Source organism: Pseudomonas syringae pv. tomato str. DC3000, assembly GCF_000007805.1.
Taxonomy (GTDB): Bacteria; Pseudomonadota; Gammaproteobacteria; order Pseudomonadales; family Pseudomonadaceae; genus Aquipseudomonas; species Aquipseudomonas avellanae.
Map to the genome: position 1 here is coordinate 718,504 of NC_004578.1, position 23,602 is coordinate 742,105.

Here is a 23,602-nt window from a genome sequence, read left to right on the forward strand (position 1 = left end):
TTAATCCTCCTTTGATTTGTAGATTCCATGCCTCTCGACCTCGACACTGCCCTTTCTTCGCACCAACCGTTGAGCCTCAATGAACGCAAACTGCTGGACATTCTTCGTCGTCGAGGCGCGATCACCCGCGCCACGGTATCGGCCGAAATGGACCTCGCGCAGCAGTCGGTACACCGCCTGATCGAAGAGTTGATCAGTCGTGGCCTGTTGCGCAGCGGCGAGCGCGTGAAGAACGGCCGAGGCCAACCGAGCCCGCGCATCGAACTGGTCAACGAGGCGGTGTATGCCATCGGCGTGTCGATCAACACCGACTCAGCAGTCGTCTGCGTAGCGGATCTGGGCTGCAACGTGCTGGAACAAGTCACCCTGCGCACGCCGCCGTTGAGCCGCAACAGCACGCTGGATTCGCTGGCGAAAACCATCGAACGCATGCTTCAGCGTAACGGCATCGAGACGGACCGCGTCATCGGTATGGGCTTCGCCATCGCCGGATTCTTCCTTGAAAACCGCCAGATCAACGCACCGGAGCCGCTGCGCGACTGGTCATTGATCGACTTGCAGCCAGTACTCGAAGAACGCTTCGGCATGCCGGTCTGGCTGGAAAACAACGCCACCACAGCCGCCATCGGCGAAAGCCTGGTGGGCGTTGGCGCCTGGGCCAGCAACTTCATCTACCTGTCGTTCAACTTCGGTTTCGGCGCAGGCGTGGTCATCAACGGTAAACCGTACTTCGGCAGCCACGGCAACGCAGGCGAGATCACCCTCTACAACGATGAAGAATCAATAAACCGCCCGGCGTTGCGCTATTTGCTGGAAGAACTGCATCAGAAAGGCGTGCAAGTGGATTCCATCGAAGACCTGCGCCTGCGCTTCGACCCCAACTGGCCCGGTGTCGATACCTGGTTGAAACGAATCCAGCCAACGCTGGACCGGCTGGTCAATGCGCTGGCGGGGTTGTTTGATCCACAGGCGGTGGTGTTTGGTGGGCAATTGCCGGCGGAACTGGGGAAGCGCCTGATTGCGGCGACGACTTTCTGGGGGACCCATCGGTATAACTCGCCACCGCCAAGGCCTCGGTTATTGCTGAGTGAAACCAATGGGGATGCGGCGGCTATCGGGGCGGCGTTGGTGCCTTTGAAGGAGCGGTTTTTTGTTTGAAACGTATAACATCTGATTTTTGAAATATTATTTAGAGAAATACCAAATAAATAGTTTTTGATCCCAGAGGCCGGGACCGCAGCCGCCTACACGTATTGAGGGTGCTATTTCAAGTTGACCCTTGAAAAGGCGAACAGCCTGAAGGTCTGTGAGGCAATCCGTACTGGGTGCAGGCATAGGGACGCTGCGCTCGACCATAAAGACTAACGACTGCCGATGGTCTTCGATTCGCACGTTGAGCTGTTTGTTCTCACTGAAGCGACATGGCCATTGCATGTCCATTTTTACAGGGGGATCGCCCGCTCGGTTAAGTACGCAACGGCCCTTCTCATTGCTCAGGCTGAGCTGCCGACCTGCGATTTCGAATTGGGTCAATCCTGGGCTGTCTGGAGTTGTTTGATCGGCAATAGCGTCAAGACTAAGGGTGCTCGCCAACAGTAGGCTGAATAATACGTAGGCACGCATCGCCCTCGGGTGTGGAAGGCTCAGGTTAACATAGCCACATGCATGGTCAGGCCGTTTAGCGGCCAAGGGTGGGGTGATTGCCAAATCGATCTCCTGATCAAATCTTATTCATTCGTGCGGCACGTTCACTCGCTCGTGCAGCCCGTTTTTGATTGTCCCTGCCTGCGTGTTACCAGGTCACTATATCTCAGAAATTCTGACGGGAATAAGGTCTAGTTTTCGTACAGCGCCTGGCTTGCCTGGGTTTGACGTATGATAGGTGACCGCAGCCAAGTCCAGTGGAAAAAAAGGAGTAGCTTATGGATAAGCGCAGTGAACGGCTTGAAGTGTTGAGAACGTTGATGGTGATCTTCGCTCCTGTGGGGCTTATTATTTTGATTGCTTCCAGATACCCCTCCATGATTGAGCGCAGAGTCGAGGCAAGGGCAAGCGAGCAAGCCGTTCGTCCGCAGCCGCCACTCGTTGAATCCACTCTTGAAGTAATAATGCCGGATGGAAAACGTATGAGTGAGGAAGAGGTACGGTCATTCCGTCGATTCTAAGCCTTCATCTGTCATGGTGATGACTCGGCCCTTCGACCTGCTAGTTATCGGCAACGCAAGGTGACGACGGCAGCTACTGGCCAGAAAACATCTGGTCAGATAGCCGCGCCGGGCTGATAGTGATCTTGTTATCGCGAGTGAAATAAGTCACCAGACAATGGGTTTGTCGTTCCAGTCCCAGAAGGTCCCGCTGTCGGCCGGACCATGTACTTCTATCAGCGCAATAATGCGATCCGCGGAGAAAGCCGGTTCGAATAGTTGTCCATCAGGCACGTTCGCCTGGAATGGCCGGGACAGTTCCGTATCAGTCGTGCCTGGGTGTATTGCCAGGACAGTAGAGGCAGGGTTCAGGCGTTTCAATTCGATACTGGCGGTGTGCAGCAACTGGTTGAGCGCCGCTTTGCTGGCTCTGTAGCTGTACCAGCCACCCAATCGATTATCACCGATAGAGCCAACCCTCGCGGAGAGCGCCGCGAAGGTCGAAGGGTGTTTGCGCAATAGCGGGAGTAGGTGTTTAAGCAGCAGGATCGGTGCAAAGGTGTTGGTCGCGAAGCTCGCTTGCAGGCCCGCAAGCGTCACGTGTGCCAGGCCCTTTTCTGCTTTTGCGCCGTCCTGATGGAGAATGCCTAACGTACTGATAACGAGATGCAGATGATCGGACCCCTCAAGCGTCTCGCTCACGAGTGCTTCGAGTGCTTGCTCATTGCACGCATCGCAGTCGACTCGTTTCAGGCGTTGGCCATACTGTTCTGCAAGCTTTGTCAGTTCTATAGAGCTGCTGGCTTTTCGCGCTACCGCCCATACCAGAGCCACATCATCGCGCGCGAGCAAAGCCGCACACAGTGCCAAGCCTATGCCTCGGCTGGCCCCGCCTATCAGCACGTGAGCTTTGCTGTTCAGTTCGGGTATCAAACTCATAAGGCACCTTGAGGAGCATGGCTGAGTTTTTTTGACTTCGGGGCACGGCATGACGTTCAAGTAGAAGGTTGCTTGCAAATAGAGACCTGAACGAAAGCGACTTGATACTGATGAATACTCATCTGACGAAAAACTTACCGATCCACTGCTCTGCGTGTGTAATGCGCGTCGCTATTAATCAGGCCGAAACTCAACCGTCGCACCTGCCGCCTCAAGTTGTGCGCGCAAGCTGTGCAGTTGGCCTCTGGTGCCACTTGCGGCCTTTAACTCGGGCGCTCCGGCGAGTGCCAGCGCGTCCTTCAACGGCAATCCGCGACATTTGCTGACGATCTGAACAACCTTCAGCTTATGGGGGCCTGGATCACTTACGATCAGGTTGCCTCTTTCAAAGTCGACTGGATTATAGTCACTAATATCAGGGGAAGATTGTTCCAAAAGCGCTGTCTCCTGACGCGTATCGATGACCTCACGCCAGTATTCATTCGGAAAGCGGACCTCAGCCATGATCAAGCGGTTGAATTCGAAGGTGTCTTCATTCACCTCCGCCAATGCCTTCAGCAGGCGGCCAAAAGCTGCGAGGCTCGGTGCTATCTGAATGGCATCCCATCGTCCGGCACCGTGGACTGCGGTATAGACCGGATAACCACTTCCAGCCTCGTTAACGGCAAGGAAAACGGGATCATCCAGCCCGGTCATTGCGATGACATACCATTCGGGTTTCCAGTCGCCCTCAGCGTCGGAGACCAGGCTTTCGTCGGTATTACCATGCGTGCGAAAGCCCGCTTGAAAGTCATTGAAGCGCTCAGGTTTTGCATAGTGCGTCGGTAAAGTCAGATCACCCACGACAATGCTGCTGGTCAAGAAATCTCGAATGTCTTCGTAGAATGACTTCATATGCTGATAGGCCCTCGCCGTGGGCTGAACGGTTAGCTTGGCGGTTGAAGCATACACAGTCCAAGACTGCTTCAGGCCGACTGCCTTTCGCGACCGGCGGAAAGCGACCCAAAAAAGACGTCATGGAAAGCATCGCCCTCGTTCCCTGGGTGGGGCAATCACCGCAGGAAGCGCCATGGTTGCGCGTGATAAAAAAATAAGTTTTTGTAGTGGAAACTTAGTGTGGGTTACTCAGTCTGTATAAATGGTAGCATTTTGCTACTTTCGTAGTTTTGCCCGGTGCTCCAATCGCCAAAATTTAAAGGAGTCTGAGAAACTAAAGTATTCATAAGCGCTCCTGTTTGCCAGAAAATAAATGTTCGTGTGCGGTCGCACGGTCTATCGACCTTGCTTGTGATTCGATTCCTTTTGAGCGGAGCTTTCATGAAACTTAAGGTTGTTCTATTGGGGTCGATTCTTCTTGTTTCTCCCTTGTATCAGGCCTTGGCCGACAGTTGCAGTGCGAATTTGTCCGGCGGCTATACCTGCAGATACGATGATGGAACGACCTCTATCAGCAGCGCTAATGGCATGGGCGGGCTAAACACTAACTACAGCGATGGTCGCACGTCGCACAGCAGCGCTAATCTTTCAGGCGGGCAAGATACCCGCTACAGCGATGGTACGACCTCAAGAAGCACCGCTAACGTTTTTCACGGACAAGATACCGTCAACAGTAACGGCACTTGGTCGCAAAGCAGCGAGAACCTTCTTGGCGCACAAGATACTCGCTACAGCGATGGTCGCTCGTCGAGAGGCACCCCCAATCCATTTGGCGGGCAAGATACTAGCTATCGCAAGTAAGGAGTGCCGTAAACGTTTGGCCGTTCGCGCTAAACACTCATATAGCTTTCCTGGAGGGTGACGCATTTGCCCTTCAGGAGGTCTCAACAGCATACTCGCGATAAAGCTGAATTTACTGACGTAGACAGGTCTTTGCAGAACATGAATTCAAGTTGAACGTCGTTTTCGTTCGATAGCGGTCTTTTACAGCTAACTGCGACCTCCAGTTATGCAGACCTGATAGCCAGCAAGAGCTGCAACAAAATCCCAGCTTGCACCATACCCCACACAAACGCCTACCTCCTCAGCGCGATAGCCTCGGCCACAAGGCACTCCAGCGCAAACTGCTCGGTATACGTCATCTGAATCGGCGTAGTCTCGTATCCGATCCACGAACCCCACATTTCAAGCCACTGGCTGACGCCTGATGCTGTGCTCCCGTTTTCTTTCAGGAGCCAGCACCATGATGCGACCCGACGCCAAAGTCGAGAAAGTCTACCTCTATCCCAAACCCGTGGATTTCAGAAAATCCATCGATGGCTTAGCTGCTTTGGTCGAGTTGGATATTAAAGTGGCGGTCTTTGATCCGGTGCTCTTTGTCTTTCTCAACAAATCCCGGAATCGAGTGAAGATTTTGTATTGGGAGCGTAACGGCTTCTGCCTTTGGCTCAAGCGTCTCGAGTCCGAGCGTTTCAAAATCTCGCCAGATGATGTCGACGAAGCCATTGTGCTGACGGTTCAGGAATTGAATTGGCTGCTGGATGGATTTGATCTGTGGCGCAACCGTCCTCATAAGATTTTGACTCCAAGGTTTGTTGCCTGACGGGTATAATCCAGGGCATGCGACCATTGCCCGACAACCTTCCTGACGATCCCGTATTGCTCAAACAGATGCTGCTTGAGAGCTACGAAGCACGCTCGCGCGAACAGGAAGTTAAAGACGCCTACGCCACTCACATCGTTGATCTCAAAGAGCAGATCAAGCTGCTGCGTGACCGTATTTTTGGTCGAAAGTCCGAACAAACCGTCGAGCCTAATACCCCTCAACTTGCCTTGTTCAATGAACCTGAAAGCGAGCCTATGCTCCCGGTCGGCGATGCTGATGAGGAAGTAGTTGCTCCTGCGCCACGCCGTGGCAAGCGCAAGCCACTGTCGGCTGATCTGCCGCGCATTGAAGTCATCCACGAGCTGCCCGAACACGAACTGACCTGTGCCTGCGGTTGCCGCAAGCATGTCGTCAGCGAGGAAACCAGCGAGCAACTGGATATCGTGCCGATGCAGATTCGGGTGATCAAACACATCCGCAAAGTCTACGGCTGTCGTGGCTGTGAGTCGGCACCGGTCACAGCCGGCAAGCCTGCGCAGTTGATTGAAAAGAGCATGGCCAGCCCCAGCGTGTTGGCCATGCTGCTGACCACCAAGTATGTCGACGGCTTGCCGCTGCATCGTTTTGAAACGGTGCTAAGCCGACATGGCATAGAAATCCCGCGTCAAACGTTGGCCCGCTGGATTATCCAGTGCGGCGAACATTTGCAGCCGCTGTTAAATCTGATGCGTGATCGATTGCTGGAAAGCCCGGTCATCCACTGTGACGAAACCCGCGTTCAGGTACTGAAAGAACCAGATCGAGACCCGACCAGCCAATCCTGGATGTGGGTACAGGCCAGCGGGCCTCCAGATCATAAAGTCGTATTGTTCGACTACACTTCCAGCCGCGCGCAGGACGTACCGTTACGGCTGCTGGAAAGTTATCGCGGCTATGTGATGACTGATGATTACGCGGGCTATAACGCGCTGGCGTTACAACCGGGCGTGGAGCGCTTGGCGTGTATGGCCCATGCGCGGCGCAAATTTGTCGAAGCACAAAAAGTGCAACCTAAGGGCAAGACCGGGCGTGCCGATATCGCGCTGACGATGATCAATAAGCTGTACGGTATCGAGCGCGAATTGAAAGACGGCAGCGACGAACAGCGCTTTACCGGTCGGCAGGAGAAAAGCCTGCCAATCTTGGCTCAGTTGAAAAGCTGGCTGGATAAAACTCAGTCCCACGTGACGCCGCAAAGCGTGCTGGGCAAGGCAGTTGGTTATCTGGCGAATAACTGGAGTCGGCTGAAGCGTTACGTGGAAGCCGGCTTTTTACCGATCGACAACAACCCGGCAGAGCGCGCAATAAAGCCGTTTGTTATTGGGCGCAAAGCCTGGCTGTTCAGCGACACGCCTAAAGGCGCCACCGCCAGTGCACAGATCTATAGCTTGGTCGAGACCGCCAAGGTCAACGGCCAGGAGCCCTATACGTGGCTGCGCCACGTACTGGAGAGGTTGCCACTTGCGCAGTCGGTGGCCGACTATGAGGCGTTGCTGCCGTGGAACTGCTCACCGGAAATGCCAAGATAAACGGAAGCCGCATCTGATGGTAGGTGTGGTTGGTGGATCGCTTACGTAGTCTCGCCCTTTACCGTCCTCTCACCATCAAGAATGTAGCGAATGCGCTTGTCTGTCACGCCGATGCGTTTGGCGATCCACGAGGGGGTTTGCCCGATGCGTGAAATCAGCTTGTCGGCGTATTCGGTGGACGGGTTGTAGAGTTCTGCGTTGGGTGTCATGTGATGTCCAGATAAGGTCGGCGCTTGGTAGGTGCGGAGTATGCAGCACGATGCGCTGTTCGTCGCCATGAGGGCTGGCAACCAACGCTTACCGTGCATCGACTGGAAGATTGCCTTCGCGAGCAAGGCTCCCCACAGTCAGCAAAATATCAAAGCTTCACCCCCAACGTCACAAACGCGCTGCGCGGCGTGCCTACCTGCAGAATCTGCAAATTGCCTGACGGATCGGCAGCCGCACTGGCGTCTGTGTTGAGGGTGGAGATGTAGCGTTTGTCAAACAGGTTGACCATGTTCAGCGAGACGGTGGTGTCTTTCAGGGCGCCGAGTTTGCCGCAGTCGTAACCGAGGTTGGCGTTCGCCAGCCAGTAGCCACTGACGCTGGAGTCATTGGTGTAGGTGTAATAGCGCTTGCTGATGTAGTTGCCTTGCAGGCCAGCGTTCCAGTGTTCCCAGTTCCAGTCCAGGCTGCTCGAATACATGAGTTTCGGTGTATCGACGACGGTCTTGCCTTTCACCTGCACGGTGCTGCCGCCACTGGCGTAGTCATCGTCGTAAGTGCTGTGGTTGTAGGACATCGAGTTGGACCAGCGCCAGTTTTCATTGGGCGTCAGGCCCAATGACAGCTCCAGGCCTCGACTGGTCACCGAGCCGACGTTGGCCACGCCGTTCTGGCAGATGACGATGCCGGTGCAGTTGGTGATCGCCACCAGGCGGTTGTCGAACCTGGTGTTGTAGACCGCGGCGGAGGCCGAATACAGCTTGGTGCTGCGGCGCAGGCCCAGTTCGACGGTTTTCGAGGTTTCGGGTTTCAGGTCCTTGAAGCCGTTCTGCGCATCGACTGCAGTCTGTGTGGTGAAGAACGGGCTGTAACCGCCACTCGGAAAAGCCGCCATGTTTTCCGAGTAAGAGGTGAACACTTCATCGCTGTCGTTGAGTTTGTAGGTCGCGCCGACCTGCGGCAGAAATCTGTCACGCGCTTCCAGCGAGCCGCTGGCATAACCGCCACCTTTGCCTTTGGCTGTCGAGGTGGTCACGGTATTTTTTGCGCCGAACTCAAGTTTGAGCCGGTCATCAAGGAGGGTGTAGGTGTCACGCAGGTAGAACTGTCGTGTCAGGTCGTTGTAACTCTGGTCCAGCACGGTGGCCGCCAGCGGCAGGCCGTTGGTTTTGACGATATGGTTTTGCGGCGTCGCATTGGTGGTATCGAACAGATAACGGGCAATGTCGTTCTTGTTCGATTGAATCCAGAACCCGGCCTGAATTTCGTGCTGGCCCAGGAAGTAGGTCAGCGAACTCTGAAAGCCGGTTCGGTCGATGCCGTAAACCGTGCTGCGAATTGCGTTGCTGGGCACGGTGGTAGCGCCGCTGGTGTAGACAAACGGATAATAGGAGTTGCCCCGGCCCGAGTCGTGGTGGTGATAGACCGTGGCGTCCAGCACCAGGTCATCGGTCAGCGAGAAGTTGCCGTTGAGGATGTCCAGTTCGTCATCGCGCAGGCTGCTGGCGTTGTAGGTTGCATCGCCTGCGCTGGTCACGCCGCCGGTATAAATGCCATTGGCCGCGTTGACCGCGCGCGTCCAGTCCGGCGTGTAGTAGCTCCAGTTGTAGCCTAGCCGCTGGATGATGCTTGGCGACAGCGACGGCAGGTTGGCTTCGTCGTGGGACGAGGTGCTGTGAAAAAAGCTCACGCGGTTGTCGCCGAAGTTGTAGTTGATCTTGGCGTTCACGGCGTCGGATTTTTGCGGGTTGTTGTGGCCTTTCCAGGCATCGGCGTCGTATTTCTCTCCAGACACGTAGGCCGACAGGCCGTTGTATTCGCCCGTGTCGACACGCATGAACGTGCGTGAAGTGTCGTAGCTGCCCAGAGTCTGTGACAGCCGTGCGCCGAACGCCTTGTCCGGGTTGGAACTGGTGAACTGGAGGGTGCCGCCCAGGTCGCTGTTCGACGCTGTCCCCAGCGAGCCGATGCCGGGCGCTACTTCACTGGCTGCGATGTTTTCCGCGATGATCGCCCGGGTAATGCTCAGGCCGTTGAAGTTGCCGAAGCTCATGTTGCCCAGCGTCACGCCGTCCAGTGTGTAGCCCAGGTGGTGCATGTCAAAGCCGCGCAGGCTGATGCGCTGGCCGCCTTCTTCGCGGCCCAGCGGGTCGCCAGACTGGAAGTTGACGCCCGGCAGGCGTTGCAGGATTTTCATCGGGCTGGTGCCTGCGGAGTAAGCCTTCACATCCTTTTGTGTCACGCGCTGTACCTGGCGTGTTTCGCCCTGACCGATGACCGAAACGGTGCCCAGCGTCATGGCTGCGGCATCGTCGCTGGCGGGCGGCGTTACAGGTGCCGGCACGTTGTCGTCGGCCTGAATGAACGGGCTGATCAGGCACAGTGAGTTCAATGAAATCAGCAGCGCGAGACGCGTCACGGGGAATCGGGAGGCGCGCGGTATCGATCGAATGCTCATGAAAAGGGTTTCCTGGAGGCGTCAGGGGGCCGCGCTTGCGGCGGGTCATGTGTTTAGCGTCGAGTGTTGTTCAGGGGCTTTCGGTGATCACCGACAGGCGACTGATGCCGGCTTTCTGCACATCGGCCAGCACTTGGGCGACGCGGCCGTAGCGGGTCGCCTGATCAGCACGCAGGCTGACGGCGACGTCCGGGTCTTGGTCGTGCAGGGCTTGCAGCGCGTCCGGCAGTTGCTCCATTGCCACCGCCTGGCTGTCAATGAACACACCACCGCTGGCGTCGACGCTCACCACTGTGGGGCTTGCCTGGTCCAGTGAGGTGGTGGCGACGGTTTGCGGCAGGTCCAGCGGGATGGAGTTGTTGAGCAACGGCGCGGTGACGATGAACGTCACCAGCAGCACCAGCATTACGTCTACCAGCGGCGTGATGTTGATGTCGCTGATTGCATCGTCGTCATGGGAGGTGGAGAAGGACATCTCAGCTCACTCCTTTCAGGTTAGGTGCTGCCTTGTCGCGACCCTCGGGTTGCAACCGGAAGGCGTTGCGCTGCGAGAGGTTGAGAAAGTCCACGGCGAACTCCTCCAGGTCGGCGATCACCAGCTTCATGCGTCGTCCGAAAAAGTTGTAGGCCAGCACGGCGGGCACGGCGACGGCGATACCGACGCCGGTCGCCACCAAGGCTTCACCGATGGGCCCTGCAACCACCGCAATGCTCGCTGACTTGGCCTGGCTGATCGCTGTGAGTGCGTGAATGATTCCGAAGACGGTGCCGAACAGACCGATAAAAGGCGCTGTGCTGCCGATCGAGGCCAGCAGGATCATGCCGCTCTCCAGGCGACGACGCTCCTTGTGGATCTGCTGGCGCAGGCTGCGCTCCAGCAGGTCCTGACGATTCCAGCTGTGGCCCAGGTCCGGCGAGTCGTGCGGCGTTGCGAGGGCCTGCGCGCCTGCGTCGGTCAGGCGTGCCAGGCTGCCTTCACTGTGCGGCAGGTGCAGCGCATTTTTCAGGTCGCGGGCGGCCCAGAATTGCGTCGAGTAGCGCCGGTTCTGACGGCTCAGTCGCCAGTGCTGAAGAGTTTTGCCGAGCAGCAGCGCCCAGGTCACCAGCGAGAAAATCACCAGCAACGTCATCGAAGATTGAGTGATGAGTACGGAATAAGCAGTGTTCATGACGTAAGCCTCAGGGTGCGAGTTTGAAAGCCAGGGGCACGTTGACCCAGCCTTCAACCGGGGTTTCGCCGCGTTTGGCGGGAATAAAAGTCCATTGCCGGACAGCGGCCTGCGCGGCTTCGTCCAGCGCCGGGACGCCACTGCTTTGCAGCACTTGCACCTGATCGGTACGTCCGCTGGGCAGCACATGAACGCGCAGCAATGTCGTGCCTTCCTGGTGCCTGCGCGCAGCGGCGGGCGGGTAGACCGGGGGCGGGTTGTTCAGGTAACCGGCCCGGCCTATGGGCGCAGTGGTGGTCTGTGCTGGCGCAGGTGCTGCAGCTGGCGACGGTGCTGGCGCGGGCGCAGGTGTCGTCGGTGCTGTAGAAGGTGCCGCGGAATGCGTCGGTGCGGCGGGTTTTGCTGCGGCCGTTTTCGCCTGCGTTTTGGGCCTGGGCAATGCTGTGGGGTTAGGCGCAGCAGGCGCGGGAGCCTGCTGCTGTGGTTCGGCCGCAGGCTGTGGCGTCGGTTGTGAAACGGGCTGCGTGGCTGGCACGGGGGCTGGCGGCGGCACCCATTGCACAGTGATCGGCATTGGCGGCGTGGGTTCGGGCGCCTGTCGGTGCTCGGCTGTCAGCCAATACGCCAGTGCAGCATGCAAACCGAGCGCAACCATGATCGCCAGTGCGTTTTGCGGCCATGCTCGTGGTTGCGCCGGGTTCTGTTGCGGCACGCGCAGCGAAGACGGGGCGACCGGGCAGCCGCCGTTTGGCTGTTCTGGCCAGTGGCGTAACTGACGCGGCGGTAGTCGGCGGGGCAGGATCAGCGTTGACATGAGTTCAGCTCACCAGCGAAAGAGTACGAGCCCGGCGCGTTGGCGACGGGCTCGTTTCAACTGGTGCCGATATTAATACTCAGTGTGTGTATTAATTATGACCACTGCCGCTTGGTCAGGGTTTTTCTATCGATGGAGGCGGGCGAGGGGATTTCTACAGTGGCTGTGTCAGCTCGCGACAAACGCCAGCAAATCCTCGTTCAACTGCTGCGCGTGAGTCACGGCAAAGCCATGCGGTGCGCCTGGATAGACGTTCAGTCTGGCACCCTTGATCAGTTCGGCAGCGCGTTTGCCCGAGGCCTCGAAGGGCACCACCTGATCGTCATCACCGTGGATCACCAGGGTCGGCACATCGATTTTCGCCATGTCATCACGCAAGTCCGTTGCCGAGAACGCAGTGACGCAATCCAGCGTGCCTTTTAGCGAGGCAAGCAGGGCAATATTCAGCGTCTGGGTCAGTACGCCCTCGGAGACTTTCTGGCCATGGTTGATGCCATAAAACGTGTTGGCGAAGTCGCTGATGAACTGCGCACGGTCTTTCAGCAAACCGTCCTTGATCCCCTCGAAGACTGACTTGTCGACACCTTCCGGGTTGTCTTCGGTCTTGAGGAAAAACGGAGTCACCGAGCCCAGCAAGGCCAGTTTGGCGACCCGCTCGCTGCCGTATTTGGCGATGTAGCGCGTCACGTCGCCGCCGCCCATCGAGAAACCGACCAGTGTCACGTCGCGCAGGTCAAGGTGCTCGATCAATGCGGCCAGGTCGTCGGCGAAGGTGTCGTAGTCATAGCCCGTCCACGGCTGGCTGGACCGACCGAAGCCGCGACGGTCATACGCGATGGTGCGGTAGCCGCGGCTGCTGAGGTATTCCATCTGGTATTCCCACATGTCCGCATCCAGCGGCCAGCCGTGACTGAACAGTACCGGCGTGCCTGTGCCCCAGTCCTTGTAATAGATCTCGGTGCCATCTTGTGTGGTGAACGTGCTCATGCAGATTCCTCTCGATGTCGGATTGATCGGGCAGCGCCATTGCGGGCTGACTCATCGGAGCATTTGGCAGCTCCCGATAATTCCGGCATTCAGCCCTTTGCATAGTTCAGCCGGGAAGACTAAATGCACGGTGCCACGGCGGCTTTTGAAACATTGGCTCACCGTATTTCCCTTCCACAACCGAACTTGCCGGGCAAACGGGAATCAGTTCCTTGGGACTAAAGCCCCCGGACATGTCCATTTAAGGAGAACTGCGTGGCGTCTCAGCTGAAAATCCTGATCCTGTCGGGTCTGTTGTTATTGGCAGGCAGTTTCAATCTTCAAGCGGCCGATGTTCCTGCACTGCCCATGGGCGCCGCGGTGCCAGCCGATGACAAGGCGGCCGACAAGGCCGATGGCAAGGCTGCTGACAAAGCAGCGGCCAAGCCGGATGAAAAGTCCGCCGAAAAAACCGATGCCAAATCAGACGCTGCTGCCGACCCTGCTGCAGCCGATCCGGCCGCCGAGCTTCTGGTGCAAGGCGGTTTGCTTGGGGCTATCAGCTCCAGCATCGATGACGTCCAGGAAAAGCTCAATCTGGATGACAACCTGTTCGACGCCTGGCGATTGCGCGCCGACCGCGCAGCCGATGAACTGGAAAAACTGGTCAACAAACGCACGACGCGCTCTGGGTGGAGTGTCGTGGGCGACTTTCTCGCCCTGTCGTTTGTGTGGATCGGCTCGTTCGCGGTACTGACGACCCTCGGACGCTTCCTCGCCGTTCGCCTGTGCCGGACCAACTTTATCCATGTTCGCGAGCGCAGCCAGGCGCTGCTCAAATACGTCTTGCCGTTCACATTGCCGGCGATCATCTGCCTGCCTTTGACCCTGTATGTCAGTCACTTCATGCCGGCATCGGTCGGCCGTGCGCTGGCGCTGTGTTTTGCCTACGCGACCAGCAGCGGCATCGTGTCCACCTCGGTGCTGCTCTGCGTGATCGTGATGTTCAACTCCGGGCACAAGCGCGCTGCGGTGCGCATGATCCGCCGCTACGCGCCAAGGCCCTTGTTTGTGGTCGGCTTTCTGGCGGCGCTGAGCGATGCACTGACCAGCCCGCAGATCGCCCGTCAACTGGGCAGTAACGTTACCACCAGCGTTGCAGTGTTCACCGGGCTGTTCGCCTCGGTGGTGTTCTGCATGCTGATCATCAAGGTACGTCGCCCGGTCGCGCACCTGATCCGTAACCGCTCGTTGGGCAGCCGCTTGCAACGACCTGCACTGCAACAGTCGCTGAAGATATTCTCCAATCTGTGGCACCTGCCGATTCTGCTGATGATTCTGGTCTCGGCGATCAACCTCATCGGTGCCGCTGAAGACAGTCAGGAAGCGCTGCGTTGCGCGTTGTTCACGACCATTCTGCTGATCGCCACGGTGTTTTTGAGTACGGTCTTCCAGCACCTGTTCAAACCGAACGAATCTCTGGGGCGCGGCGGCCATGTGTACAAGGCGCGCCTGCTGAGCCTGCTGTATGCGGTGGTGCGCATTGCGCTGGCCATCACGTTCATTGAGGTGTTGGGGCGTATCTGGGGCTTCTCGATGTTCGAGTTTGCCCAGCGCAATACTCTGGGCCGGGTGATCAGCGACTCGTTGAGCAGCATCGGCCTGATATTCGTGGTCACCTGGTTGCTGTGGGTGGTGCTCGACACCGCGATTCAGGAAGCCCTCAAACCGCCGGTCAACCATCGCAGCGGCCGCCAGCCGAGCACGCGCATCAAGACCATTCTGCCGCTGCTGCGCAACGCCGTTAAAATCATTCTGGTGGTGATCTGCGCGATCACCACCATGGCCAATCTGGGCATCAATGTCGCGCCGCTGCTGGCGGGTGCCGGGGTGGTCGGTCTGGCCATCGGTTTTGGCTCGCAACAACTGGTGCAGGACGTCATCACCGGCCTGTTCATCATCATCGAAGACACGTTCTCGGTGGGCGACTGGGTGGTGCTCAGCACCGGCCATTCCGGCTCGGTTGAAAGCCTGACCATCCGCACCGTACGCCTGCGGGACGGCAAGGGCTTCGTTCACTCGGTGCCGTTCGGGCAGATCAAGGCGGTCACCAACCAGTCGCGACAATTCGCTTACGCGTTCTTCTCGGTGCAGTTCACCTACGACTCCGATATCGACGATGCGCTGGCGCTGATCCGCGAAACCGGGCAGTCGATCAGTGATGACATTCTGCTCAAGCACAACCTGCAGGGGCCGCTGGAGGTGTTCGGCGTAGACAGCATGAACCTCAACGGCATGGTGTTAACGGCGCAATTTCGGACCTCTTCCGGTGGTCAGTACGCAGTGGGGCGCGCCTTCAACGAGCGCCTCAAGCGGCTTGTGGATAAAAACCCGAACGTGCGTTTCTCGCAAACTTATCCACAGGTGGTCATGGGGCCGGGATTCAACAATCCGCAAGCGGGCACCGAACCCGAAGGGCCTCCTGCACCGTCGGACCCTGCTGCTGCCACACCTTCTGCGCCAGCACCGGCACCGCTGGGTCTGCCCAAGGGTGGCGGCGCGCCAGGGCCTGCGGCTTAATAACTGAAGGTGTCGGCCATAAGGGAGGCGCTGTAACGCCTTGTTTTGGCATCATTAACCGGCCAGGCTGCGCAACTGTTGGGGGTTGGCAGCCAACGTGTTATGTTTGCAGGCGTTTTTGATTGTTCGTTTGATTATCTGACACCGAGCCTGCTGACTCTATGCGAATGCGCCTTATGCTGTTGGGCGGCGGGAATGCCCTCGGGCAGGCGCTGATTCGTCTGGGTGCCGAGGAAAACATTGGTTTCCTTGCACCACGTCCACCGCAAGACGGCTGGGATGCGGCGAGCCTCACGCAACTGCTTGACGACACCCGTCCCGATGCCCTGATCAACCTTGCTTACTACTTCGACTGGTTTCAGGCGGAGAGTGTCAGCGAAGCGCGTCTGACCCACCAGGAACGCTCTGTCGAGCGCCTGGCCGAACTGTGTCAGCACCACAACATTACGCTGTTCCAGCCTTCCAGCTATCGAGTGTTCGACGGCTCGCGGGCGACCGCCTACAGCGAAAAAGACGAGCCCGTGCCGTTGGGTTTGCGCGGCCAGGCGCTGTGGCGTATCGAACAAAGCGTGCGCGCGACCTGCCCGCAACATGTGCTGGTACGTTTCGGCTGGCTGCTGGATGACAGCGCCGACGGTGTACTGGGCCGCTTTCTGTCGCGTGCCAAAGAACCCGGCGAATTGCTGCTGGCCGATGACCGACGTGGCAACCCGACACCGGTCGACGACGCCGCGCGGGTGATCATTTCGGTGATCAAGCAACTCGATTGCGAAGCGCCGTTGTGGGGTACTTACCACTACGCCGGGCATGAGGCGACCACGCCGCTGGCACTGGGTCAGGCGGTACTCACCGAAGCGCGCCTGCTACACCCGCTGGCTATCGAGTCGCCTACCGCGCAGGCGCATGCCGCGCGTCCCGACGCAGCCGAAGAACCGCAACACGCGGTGCTCGCCTGCAAGAAAATTCTCCACACTTTCGGCATCAAGCCCCGCGCCTGGCGGGCCGGCTTGCCAAGCCTGCTGGATCGGTATTATCGACATGTCTGACGCTCCTGTTCTGATCACTGGAGGTGCGGGTTTCATCGGCTCGCACCTGACCGACGCATTGCTCGCCAGCGGGCACAGCGTGCGCATCCTCGACAACCTTTCGGCGGGCAAGCGCAGCAACCTGCCGCTGGACAATCCACGGGTTGAACTGATCGAAGGCGATGTGGCCGATGCCGAACTGGTCAAGCGTGTGGCGCAGGGCTGCAAGGCGGTCGTTCATCTGGCGGCGGTGGCCTCGGTGCAGGCGTCAGTCGATGACCCGGTGCGCACCCATCAAAGCAATTTCATCGGCACGCTGAATGTCTGCGAAGCGATGCGCGAGGCGGGTATCAAGCGGGTGATCTTCGCGTCCAGCGCAGCGGTTTACGGCAACAATGGCGAAGGCGAAGCGATCACCGAAGACACCACCAAAGCACCGCTGACCCCTTATGCTTCGGACAAACTGGCCAGCGAGTTCTACCTGGACTTCTACCGCCGCCAGCATGGCCTGGAGCCGGTGATCTTTCGCTTCTTCAACATCTTCGGCCCGCGCCAGGACCCGTCGTCGCCGTATTCCGGCGTCATCAGCATCTTTGCCGAGCGCCTCCAGAACGGCTTGCCGATCCTCGTGTTTGGCGATGGCGAGCAGACACGCGATTTCTTCTACGTGGGCGATCTGCTCAAGCTGCTGTTGCAGGCTCTGTCACGAGACAGCGCCATCGAAGGCGCGATCAACGTCGGATTGAACAACACCACCTCGCTCAATGAACTGTTGTCGGCACTGTCGCACGTGGTTGGCAAACAGCCGCAAGTCACCTACCAGGCGCCACGTTCGGGAGACATCAAACACTCCCGCGCCAGTAATCGGCGACTGCTGGAACACTTCACCCTCGATGAAGTCACTCCCTTGAAGCGCGGGCTTGAGTTGCTGATAGGGCAGTGAATGCAGGAACGGACCGGGCGATGCGTCGCCTATCCGCGATCTCTCGATGTAGGAGCGGACTCGTCCGCGAAGACGATACTCCGTTACTTCGAAATGAACTATTAACGTCCACAAAAAACAAAGGCACCCGATAAGGGTGCCTTTGTGTGTGGCGTTTGAAAGTGTGCAGATCAGAACTTGTAACCCACACCGACCATGTACACCCACGGGTCGATGTCAACATCGACCTTGGTCTGGCCGACTGCCAAAGCAGAAGGGCCGTCCACTGTCGCTTCGGTGTTGATATCCACGTACCAGACCGAGGCGTTGACCAGTACGTTGTCGGTGATCATGTAGTCCATGCCCAACTGGGCGGCCAGGCCGACCGAGTCCTTGAGTTTGAGGTTGCTGAAACCTTGACTCTTGCGATCGCTGGTCAGGTCATTGTCGAAGAAGGTGGTGTAGTTGATGCCCACGCCCGCATACGGCTGGAATCTGGACGAAGGCTCCATCGGGTAGTATTGCAGCGACAGGGTTGGCGGCAGATGTTTGACATCGGCCAGCTTGCCGTCAAGCCCGGGGCCCAGGCCCTTGACGGATACGGTGTGGTTGAACGGCGTGGCAGCCAGCAGCTCGATGCCGATATGGTTGGTGAGCATGTAAGCGAAGGTCAGGCCCAGCTGAGTATCGCCATCCAGCGTCGATTTGGTGCCGGAAACCTTGGCACCGTCCAGGCGGACTTCACCGCTGTCTTCGTTGGGCTGGACGTGGGCGGCACCGGCGCGAACGATGAAGTCGCCTTTCTCGTAGGCGTTCGCCGCGAGCGGGGCTGTGAGGGCAAGCGCGGCAAGAGATGCGCGTAGCAGATGCTTGTTCATGGAGGCTCCAGGGATCAGTCAAAATTTATGGGCAGAATGTTAAAGCGCTGTCGAGCGGCGACTTTGACTCAGCTCAATGAAATCGCTGGGAACCCCGTCATCCTTATGAATCCGGCAACTCGTAGACAAGAATCTTGTCTGCCTGCATCTGATAACCCGCTTCTGCCAGTTCGCTGGTCGACGACTTGGCCTGCATCGGTCCTTCGATCCAGTACGGCTGATACAGCTCATCGACCTTCACGCCCAGCTCACTCGTGACATGCACGATCTGGTTCGCTGGCGGCGGCGGCACATGGATGCAGGCGCCGAAATACGGCACCAGCAAAAACTCCGTCACTCTGCCTTCCTCACTGACCTCAAGCGGCACGATGTAGCCCGGTAAACGCACCAGTTTGCCATCCAGTGCCTTGACCACCGGCGCATGCGGTGCCAGTTGATGGGCCGCAGGCGCTGCCTCCATGGCCAGTGCATCGGATAGCTTGGACATATCGTGTATGGGCGCCGTTACCGGCTTCACCACGGGTGCATCGGGCGGAATCATGTCATTCCAGGTCAGTTCACGCGGCTCGGCGGCCCACACCTGAGTGGTAACCGAGAGCAGCAAAGTGAGTAGCATGCGCCGCATCATGAAGGTCCTCATAAACGAATCGACAGTCCATCGGCCAGTGACTGCCTGTAGGCTCGCCAGGCTGGCACGGTTCCCATCAACAGCGCGCAACCGAGAATGCCACCCAGTAAAGTCCATTCATATTGGCCAGGTGGCATAGACGACAGGTATAAGCCGTAGTTCTCGAGCACGTAGTCGTGGGCCGCGAAAATGCCGATATAGAGCAGCGCAAGGCCACTGACCACCCCGGCCAGTGCCAGGGCGAAGGCCTCCAGTATAAGCAGGCTTGCGATATGCCAGGGCCGCGCGCCGACCGAGCGCAGGATGGCCATTTCCCGACGTCGTTCGTTAAGGCTGGTGAGGATCGCGGTCAGCATGCCGATCAGCCCGGTCAGCACCACGAACAGCGAAATCACGAACAGCGCCTTTTCAGCGGTGCCCATCAGGCTCCACAGTTCCTGCAAGGCCACGCCCGGCAGAATCGCCAGCATCGGCTCGCCGCGGTACTCGTTGATCTCGCGTTGCAGGCTGAACGTTGAAATCTTGCTGTTCAGGCCCAGCATGAACGCGGTAATCGCGGTGGGCGTCAGGTCCATGTTGCGCGCCTGATCGGCTGAAATGCGTTCGTTGCCCCGGGCCGGCGCGCCGTTGTGCCAATCGATATGGATGGCTTCCATGCCGCCCAGGCTGATGTGCAGTGTGCGATCCACCGGCGTGGCGGTAGGCTTGAGGATGCCCACCACGGTAAACGGCTTGTCGTCGTGCTTGACCAGGCTGATCGCCGCAACGCCGTGCGCCAGTACCAGTTTGTCGCCGAGCTTGTAATGCAGCGCTCTGGCGACTTCCGAGCCAAGGACAACCTCAAAAGGATCGGTCTGAAACTCACGGCCTTCAGCCATTTGCAGGTGCTGCTGGCGGCCAAACTGATAATGCTCGAAGTACGACTCGTTGGTGCCCATCACCCGGTAGCCACGGTGCGAGTCGCCCAACGAAACCGGTATCGCCCATTTGACCTGTTGGCTTTGGGCAAAGTGCTCGAAGCTGTCCCAGCGAATGTTGTTGGTGGCGTTACCGATGCGGAACACCGAATACAGCAACAGATTGAGCGAACCGGAGCGCGCGCCGACGATCAGGTCGGTGCCGCTGATGGTGCTGGCGAAGCTGGCGCGGGCTTCGGTGCGCACCCGCTCCACGGCCAGTAACAGGCAGACTGAAAGGGCGATGGCGAAGGCAGTGAGAAACGCAGTAAAGCGGCGGTTGGCCAGGCTGGCGAGCGCCAGACGAAACAGATACATCTCAGATCTCCACAGCGACGGCGGCGCGATTCAGGTCGCTTAGCGACAGGTTGCGATCAAACAGCGGAGCCAGGCTCTGGTCATGGCTAACGAACAACAGGCTGGCCCCGGCCTCGCGACATTCGGCGAACAGCAGACGAATGAACGCCTCGCGCGAGTCTGCGTCCAGCGCGGATGTCGGCTCGTCGGCAATCACCAGTTCAGGCTGGCCGATCAGTGCCCGTGCGGCGGCGACGCGCTGCTGCTGACCGATGGACAGCGAATCGGCGCGGCGGGCGAGCATCGCCGGGTCTTTCAGGCCCAGATGGGCGAGCAGGGTGGTGGTAGCTTTTTCGACACTGCCGTGACGTTGCCTGGCACGTTCGGCGCGGACGCTGGAAAAGTGGCAGGGCAGCTCGATGTTTTCCCGCACCGACAGAAACGGCAACAGATTGAACTGCTGAAAAATGTAACCGGTGTGGTCGACACGAAAGCGATCACGCGCCGCCGACGACAGGCTCGACAGCTCCTGATTCAACAGGCGAATGCTGCCGCTGACAGGTTGCTGCACGCCGCCGAGCAGGCCCAGCAACGTGGTTTTACCGCTGCCGCTGGGGCCTTTGAGGAACAGGGTTTCGCCGGTTTCGAGGCGAAAGCCCGGGATGTCCAGCAATTGAGGGTGACCTGGCCAGTTGAAACTCAGGTCAGACAGCTCGATCAGTGCTTGGGGCATGGGCTGACTCACGCTCGGTTGGAAATTAAAAGACCGGGCCAGGCCCGGTCGTTGTGCCGCAGGGTGCGATCAGAATTTCAGCGTTGGGTTGGCTGCGATCACTTCTGCGCCCGACTGGCCGCCTGGCGAAATCAGTTGTACCTGAAGCTTTTTGGTGGCGGGGAAGGTTTTGAATATCTGCGACAGGTCGAGATTTTTCAGAACGGCCGGTGCGTCGCAAACGAATTTGTAGTGGCCGTGAATTTCACTGTGTTCATGGTGTTCTGCATCGCCAGCCTTGGCGTGCTCGTCGTGATCGTCATCCTTGTCGCCAAACAGAGGGCTTTCCAGTTTCACCGACGTAGCCGAGCAGTTTGCCGCATCGGCGATGCTGAACAGTGCATTGGGCTTGAGCAGCAACTCGCGGGCCTTGGCGACCTTGTCTTTGTCTTCTGCCGAGGTTGCAGCGTGCTCGAAACCGACGATGTTCATGGCCGGGCTGTCGAACTCAAACTCCAGCGTCTTGCCTTCCAGCACCACATCCAGACGCCCGACGCCATGCTCGTGGGCACCCAGGCTGCCGTGTTCGTCGCCGTGATCGTGGTCGTGTTCTTCAGCAGCGTGCGCAGCAACAAGTGGCAACAGGGCGAAAGGCAGGGCGAGTAGCAGGCGGCGCATAGCGAACTCCGGAAGTTATGGGCGGGTATCTGTTATGTGATCTTATAACAAGTGCCGGTGAGGGTGGACGTGTTTTTTGTGCCGCGCCTGGATGATTGAGTCGCTTTAGGCCGGCAGCGTGTGGTGCTCTCTGGAATACCTCGACCCGCGCTTATGCAGAAGTAGTCTCACACGTTGCGTCATCAAGTCCTACTCTGGAAGATGAAAATCGCTACACCTGCGCCGGATGCGTCGGGAGGATTTTCATCGCCAGCCCGCACAGGCGTTCGACGTCGGTCGAGTGCATTATCAAGGACGATATCCATGAACAAACTCCATTCGAACAGGGAAATACTGCGTGCGGTGTACAAGGATCCGACACGTATCACCGAGTTTGCCGACACTGACATCGTCCTGCATAAGGCGGATCAGGGCGCTGGTGGTGGCCTGTCCATAGCCATCGGCAAGGACGCGGTGCTTTCCCACGAGATCAATCTGCTCAGACGCACGCGTCAGACGCTCTACATGGATGTCCACGACATCATTGCCAACGACCATTTCGGCTCGGTGGTGGGCGACCTGCGCGCCCGCTGCGAGGGGCGCAGAATCATCATGCCGTTTTGCGGCCTGTGGCGATTTCGTGACGGCAAAATTATCGAGCACTGGGAAAACGTCTACGACGTGCGCGCACTCGGCAATTTCATGAACGGCAAAGAACCGGTCATCAATCAGTGGCTTTACGGCTGAGCCCTTGCGGTTGTGCATGGGAATGCGCGCCAGCCTGTGGGAGCATGTGTGCCTGACTGTCAGCAGGTACACATCATGTTGCGTATTCGTGGAACCGTAGGCCAATGGCCGGTGGACTTGACCCTTGAACTGGACGAAGGCGACTGGGCCCAACTGGGCGCGCAGCTCAAGGCGGTAGCGCCTGACCTGGCGGCACCGACCGCTGCCGAGAGCAAGCCGATCAACCCGGATGACCGACTGTGGCTGGTCGCTCGGGAAATGCTGCAAAAAGCCGGGCAAATGAGTGGGCCGGATCTGCTGGGGCAACTGGAGGGGCTGGCCGGCAGCACCGCGGCTGGCAAGCATTTGTTGGTGCGTTTGCGTCACTCTGCGAACGTGAAGGTCGAGAGCGGCGGGGATGCGCCGCTTTACAGCTGGGTAGAAGCGACCTGATCTGACCTGGTTGTTCAGCCACAGGAAACCGTGCGTCGCCTGTGTCGAACAGCCTTAATACAGCGCAGCAAACAGCTTGCGGCGATACGCCGTCACCAATGGATGGTCATTGCCCAGCAGGTCGAACACTTGCAGCAGCGTCTTGTGCGGCAGGCCTTCGGCGTAGTTGCGGTTGCGGATGAACAGCTTGAGCAGGCCATCAAGTGCGGCTTCGTACTGTTGACGCGACAACTGCTGAATCGCCAGTTGATGCGCGGCTTCGTCATCCTGAGGGTTTTGCGCCAGACGGCTTTTCAGCTCGGCAGCATCCGGCAGGGTGGCGGCTTCAGCCAGAAAAGTCAGTTGCGCCTTGGCACCGGCCAGTTCGGCTTTATGTGCATCGCCGGTAACTGCATCGAGCACAGCGCGGGCTTCACTCAACTCGCCACGCTCGGCCAGGCAGCGCGCATACAGAATCAGCGCGGCTGCGTTAGTGTTGTCTTCGCCCAGCAGTTGCTTGAGAACCGCCTCGGCCTCGGAGAATCGGCTTTCGGCAAACAATGCCTGCGCCTGCTTGAGCGGGTCAGCCGCCGGGGGCGGTGGCATGACGACATGTTGTTCAAGAATCTTACGGATTTCCGACTCGGGCTGCGCACCGGCAAAGCCATCCACCGGCTGGCCGTCCTTGAAAAGCACCACGGTCGGCAGGCTGCGAATACCGAAGCGGGAGACAACATCCGGCTCGGCGTCGCAATTGACCTTGGCCAGCAGCAACTCGCCCTGATAGCTTTCGGTGATCTGCTGCAACAGCGGCATCAGGACCTTGCAGGGCGCACACCACTCGGCCCAGAAATCAACGAGGACAGGCTGATCGAATGATTTGTCGATCACCTGTTGGTCAAAGTTCGCGCTGGTTGCGTCGAAGATGTAAGCAGTTTCCTGGCTCATTGCACGTCTCGAAGAATCTGAATGCCGCCAACTA

Annotated in this window: 26 protein-coding genes; 11 read left to right on the top strand and 15 right to left on the bottom strand. The window is 58.4% G+C overall.

Annotation, left to right across the window (positions count from 1 at the left end; genetic code table 11):
• Positions 1-27: 27 nt before the first annotated feature.
• A complete protein-coding gene (locus PSPTO_RS03510; RefSeq protein ID WP_005768966.1) occupies positions 28-1,158 on the top strand; it encodes an ROK family transcriptional regulator in 1,131 nt (376 codons plus the stop codon).
• A 27-nt stretch (positions 1,159-1,185) separates the two neighbouring features.
• Here PSPTO_RS03510 and PSPTO_RS03515 read toward each other — a convergent pair whose 3' ends face one another.
• Positions 1,186-1,707: a hypothetical protein gene (locus PSPTO_RS03515; protein ID WP_011103226.1), complete on the bottom strand. Its 522-nt coding sequence runs from the start codon at positions 1,705-1,707 to the stop codon at positions 1,186-1,188.
• A gap of 215 nt (positions 1,708-1,922) precedes the next feature.
• On the opposite strand from PSPTO_RS03515, the gene PSPTO_RS03520 reads away from it, so the two are divergent.
• A complete protein-coding gene (locus tag PSPTO_RS03520; protein WP_005768970.1) occupies positions 1,923-2,165 on the top strand; it encodes a hypothetical protein in 243 nt (80 codons plus the stop codon).
• Positions 2,166-2,312: 147 nt separating this feature from the next.
• Here the strand turns inward: PSPTO_RS03520 and PSPTO_RS03525 are convergent, their stop codons facing one another.
• Positions 2,313-3,083, bottom strand: a complete 771-nt coding sequence (locus PSPTO_RS03525; protein WP_011103227.1) for an SDR family NAD(P)-dependent oxidoreductase — start codon at positions 3,081-3,083, stop codon at positions 2,313-2,315.
• A gap of 174 nt (positions 3,084-3,257) precedes the next feature.
• Positions 3,258-3,977, bottom strand: coding sequence for a hypothetical protein (locus tag PSPTO_RS03530; protein WP_005768974.1), 720 nt, complete (start codon positions 3,975-3,977; stop codon positions 3,258-3,260).
• Between the two features lie 423 nt (positions 3,978-4,400).
• Here PSPTO_RS03530 and PSPTO_RS03535 point away from each other — a divergent pair, with 423 nt between their 5' ends.
• The 3 genes from PSPTO_RS03535 to PSPTO_RS03545 all read left to right on the top strand — a co-directional run bounded on the left by PSPTO_RS03535 (position 4,401) and on the right by PSPTO_RS03545 (position 7,193).
• A complete protein-coding gene (locus PSPTO_RS03535) occupies positions 4,401-4,820 on the top strand; it encodes a hypothetical protein (RefSeq protein WP_005768976.1) in 420 nt (139 codons plus the stop codon).
• Between the two features lie 442 nt (positions 4,821-5,262).
• Positions 5,263-5,622: an IS66 family insertion sequence element accessory protein TnpB gene (gene tnpB / locus PSPTO_RS03540; RefSeq protein WP_003409203.1), complete on the top strand. Its 360-nt coding sequence runs from the start codon at positions 5,263-5,265 to the stop codon at positions 5,620-5,622.
• A gap of 17 nt (positions 5,623-5,639) precedes the next feature.
• Entirely contained in the window at positions 5,640-7,193 is a 1,554-nt protein-coding gene (locus PSPTO_RS03545) for an IS66-like element ISPsy5 family transposase (RefSeq protein WP_003409202.1), read from the top strand.
• 41 nt (positions 7,194-7,234) lie between these two features.
• Here PSPTO_RS03545 and PSPTO_RS03550 read toward each other — a convergent pair whose 3' ends face one another.
• From PSPTO_RS03550 to PSPTO_RS30615, 5 genes are all read right to left on the bottom strand, one after another.
• Positions 7,235-7,402: a hypothetical protein gene (locus PSPTO_RS03550; RefSeq protein ID WP_162491836.1), complete on the bottom strand. Its 168-nt coding sequence runs from the start codon at positions 7,400-7,402 to the stop codon at positions 7,235-7,237.
• Positions 7,403-7,551: 149 nt separating this feature from the next.
• On the bottom strand, positions 7,552-9,858 hold the full coding sequence (locus PSPTO_RS03555; RefSeq protein WP_011103229.1) for a TonB-dependent receptor: 2,307 nt from the start codon (positions 9,856-9,858) through the stop codon (positions 7,552-7,554).
• A 70-nt stretch (positions 9,859-9,928) separates the two neighbouring features.
• Complete coding sequence (locus PSPTO_RS03560) at positions 9,929-10,333, bottom strand: ExbD/TolR family protein (RefSeq protein WP_005768982.1); 405 nt, start codon at positions 10,331-10,333, stop codon at positions 9,929-9,931.
• Position 10,334: 1 nt separating this feature from the next.
• The gene (locus tag PSPTO_RS03565; protein WP_005768984.1) at positions 10,335-11,027 is read right to left on the bottom strand and encodes a MotA/TolQ/ExbB proton channel family protein; all 693 of its coding nucleotides are present in this window, start codon (positions 11,025-11,027) and stop codon (positions 10,335-10,337) included.
• A 10-nt stretch (positions 11,028-11,037) separates the two neighbouring features.
• Entirely contained in the window at positions 11,038-11,310 is a 273-nt protein-coding gene (locus tag PSPTO_RS30615) for an energy transducer TonB (protein ID WP_310886642.1), read from the bottom strand.
• Between PSPTO_RS30615 and PSPTO_RS30620 the strand changes: the two genes are divergently transcribed.
• Entirely contained in the window at positions 11,309-11,803 is a 495-nt protein-coding gene (locus PSPTO_RS30620) for a hypothetical protein (RefSeq protein WP_005768988.1), read from the top strand. The two genes, PSPTO_RS30615 and PSPTO_RS30620, sit on opposite strands and share 2 nt — an antisense overlap.
• Positions 11,804-12,009: 206 nt before the next feature.
• Here PSPTO_RS30620 and PSPTO_RS03575 read toward each other — a convergent pair whose 3' ends face one another.
• Entirely contained in the window at positions 12,010-12,828 is an 819-nt protein-coding gene (locus PSPTO_RS03575) for an alpha/beta fold hydrolase (RefSeq protein WP_005768991.1), read from the bottom strand.
• A 255-nt stretch (positions 12,829-13,083) separates the two neighbouring features.
• On the opposite strand from PSPTO_RS03575, the gene PSPTO_RS03580 reads away from it, so the two are divergent.
• The 3 genes from PSPTO_RS03580 to PSPTO_RS03590 all read left to right on the top strand — a co-directional run bounded on the left by PSPTO_RS03580 (position 13,084) and on the right by PSPTO_RS03590 (position 17,355).
• Complete coding sequence (locus PSPTO_RS03580) at positions 13,084-15,387, top strand: mechanosensitive ion channel domain-containing protein (RefSeq protein WP_005768994.1); 2,304 nt, start codon at positions 13,084-13,086, stop codon at positions 15,385-15,387.
• A gap of 161 nt (positions 15,388-15,548) precedes the next feature.
• Positions 15,549-16,433 (top strand): sugar nucleotide-binding protein, encoded by an 885-nt coding sequence (locus PSPTO_RS03585; RefSeq protein WP_032621927.1) that lies wholly within the window; start codon positions 15,549-15,551, stop codon positions 16,431-16,433.
• Positions 16,426-17,355 carry an NAD-dependent epimerase/dehydratase family protein gene (locus PSPTO_RS03590; protein ID WP_011103232.1) on the top strand — a complete coding sequence of 310 codons (930 nt, stop codon included), beginning with the start codon at positions 16,426-16,428 and terminating at the stop codon, positions 17,353-17,355. The genes PSPTO_RS03585 and PSPTO_RS03590 overlap by 8 nt, the downstream gene beginning before the upstream one ends.
• 170 nt (positions 17,356-17,525) lie before the next feature.
• Here PSPTO_RS03590 and PSPTO_RS03595 read toward each other — a convergent pair whose 3' ends face one another.
• The 5 genes from PSPTO_RS03595 to PSPTO_RS03615 all read right to left on the bottom strand — a co-directional run bounded on the left by PSPTO_RS03595 (position 17,526) and on the right by PSPTO_RS03615 (position 21,483).
• A complete protein-coding gene (locus PSPTO_RS03595; protein ID WP_005768999.1) occupies positions 17,526-18,212 on the bottom strand; it encodes an OmpW/AlkL family protein in 687 nt (228 codons plus the stop codon).
• 103 nt (positions 18,213-18,315) lie between these two features.
• Positions 18,316-18,840, bottom strand: coding sequence for a DUF3299 domain-containing protein (locus PSPTO_RS03600; protein ID WP_005769001.1), 525 nt, complete (start codon positions 18,838-18,840; stop codon positions 18,316-18,318).
• A gap of 8 nt (positions 18,841-18,848) precedes the next feature.
• Positions 18,849-20,114: an ABC transporter permease gene (locus PSPTO_RS03605; RefSeq protein ID WP_005769004.1), complete on the bottom strand. Its 1,266-nt coding sequence runs from the start codon at positions 20,112-20,114 to the stop codon at positions 18,849-18,851.
• 1 nt (position 20,115) lies between these two features.
• On the bottom strand, positions 20,116-20,826 hold the full coding sequence (locus PSPTO_RS03610) for an ABC transporter ATP-binding protein (RefSeq protein ID WP_005769006.1): 711 nt from the start codon (positions 20,824-20,826) through the stop codon (positions 20,116-20,118).
• Positions 20,827-20,895: 69 nt separating this feature from the next.
• Positions 20,896-21,483 carry a DUF2796 domain-containing protein gene (locus PSPTO_RS03615; RefSeq protein ID WP_011103233.1) on the bottom strand — a complete coding sequence of 196 codons (588 nt, stop codon included), beginning with the start codon at positions 21,481-21,483 and terminating at the stop codon, positions 20,896-20,898.
• 303 nt (positions 21,484-21,786) lie between these two features.
• On the opposite strand from PSPTO_RS03615, the gene PSPTO_RS03620 reads away from it, so the two are divergent.
• A complete protein-coding gene (locus PSPTO_RS03620) occupies positions 21,787-22,209 on the top strand; it encodes a nuclear transport factor 2 family protein (protein ID WP_005614373.1) in 423 nt (140 codons plus the stop codon).
• Between the two features lie 75 nt (positions 22,210-22,284).
• Complete coding sequence (locus PSPTO_RS03625; RefSeq protein ID WP_005769010.1) at positions 22,285-22,641, top strand: hypothetical protein; 357 nt, start codon at positions 22,285-22,287, stop codon at positions 22,639-22,641.
• 54 nt (positions 22,642-22,695) lie between these two features.
• On the opposite strand, the gene trxA is transcribed toward PSPTO_RS03625, so the two are convergent.
• Positions 22,696-23,568: a thioredoxin gene (gene trxA / locus PSPTO_RS03630; protein WP_003379146.1), complete on the bottom strand. Its 873-nt coding sequence runs from the start codon at positions 23,566-23,568 to the stop codon at positions 22,696-22,698.
• Between the last annotated feature and the right edge of the window lie 34 nt (positions 23,569-23,602).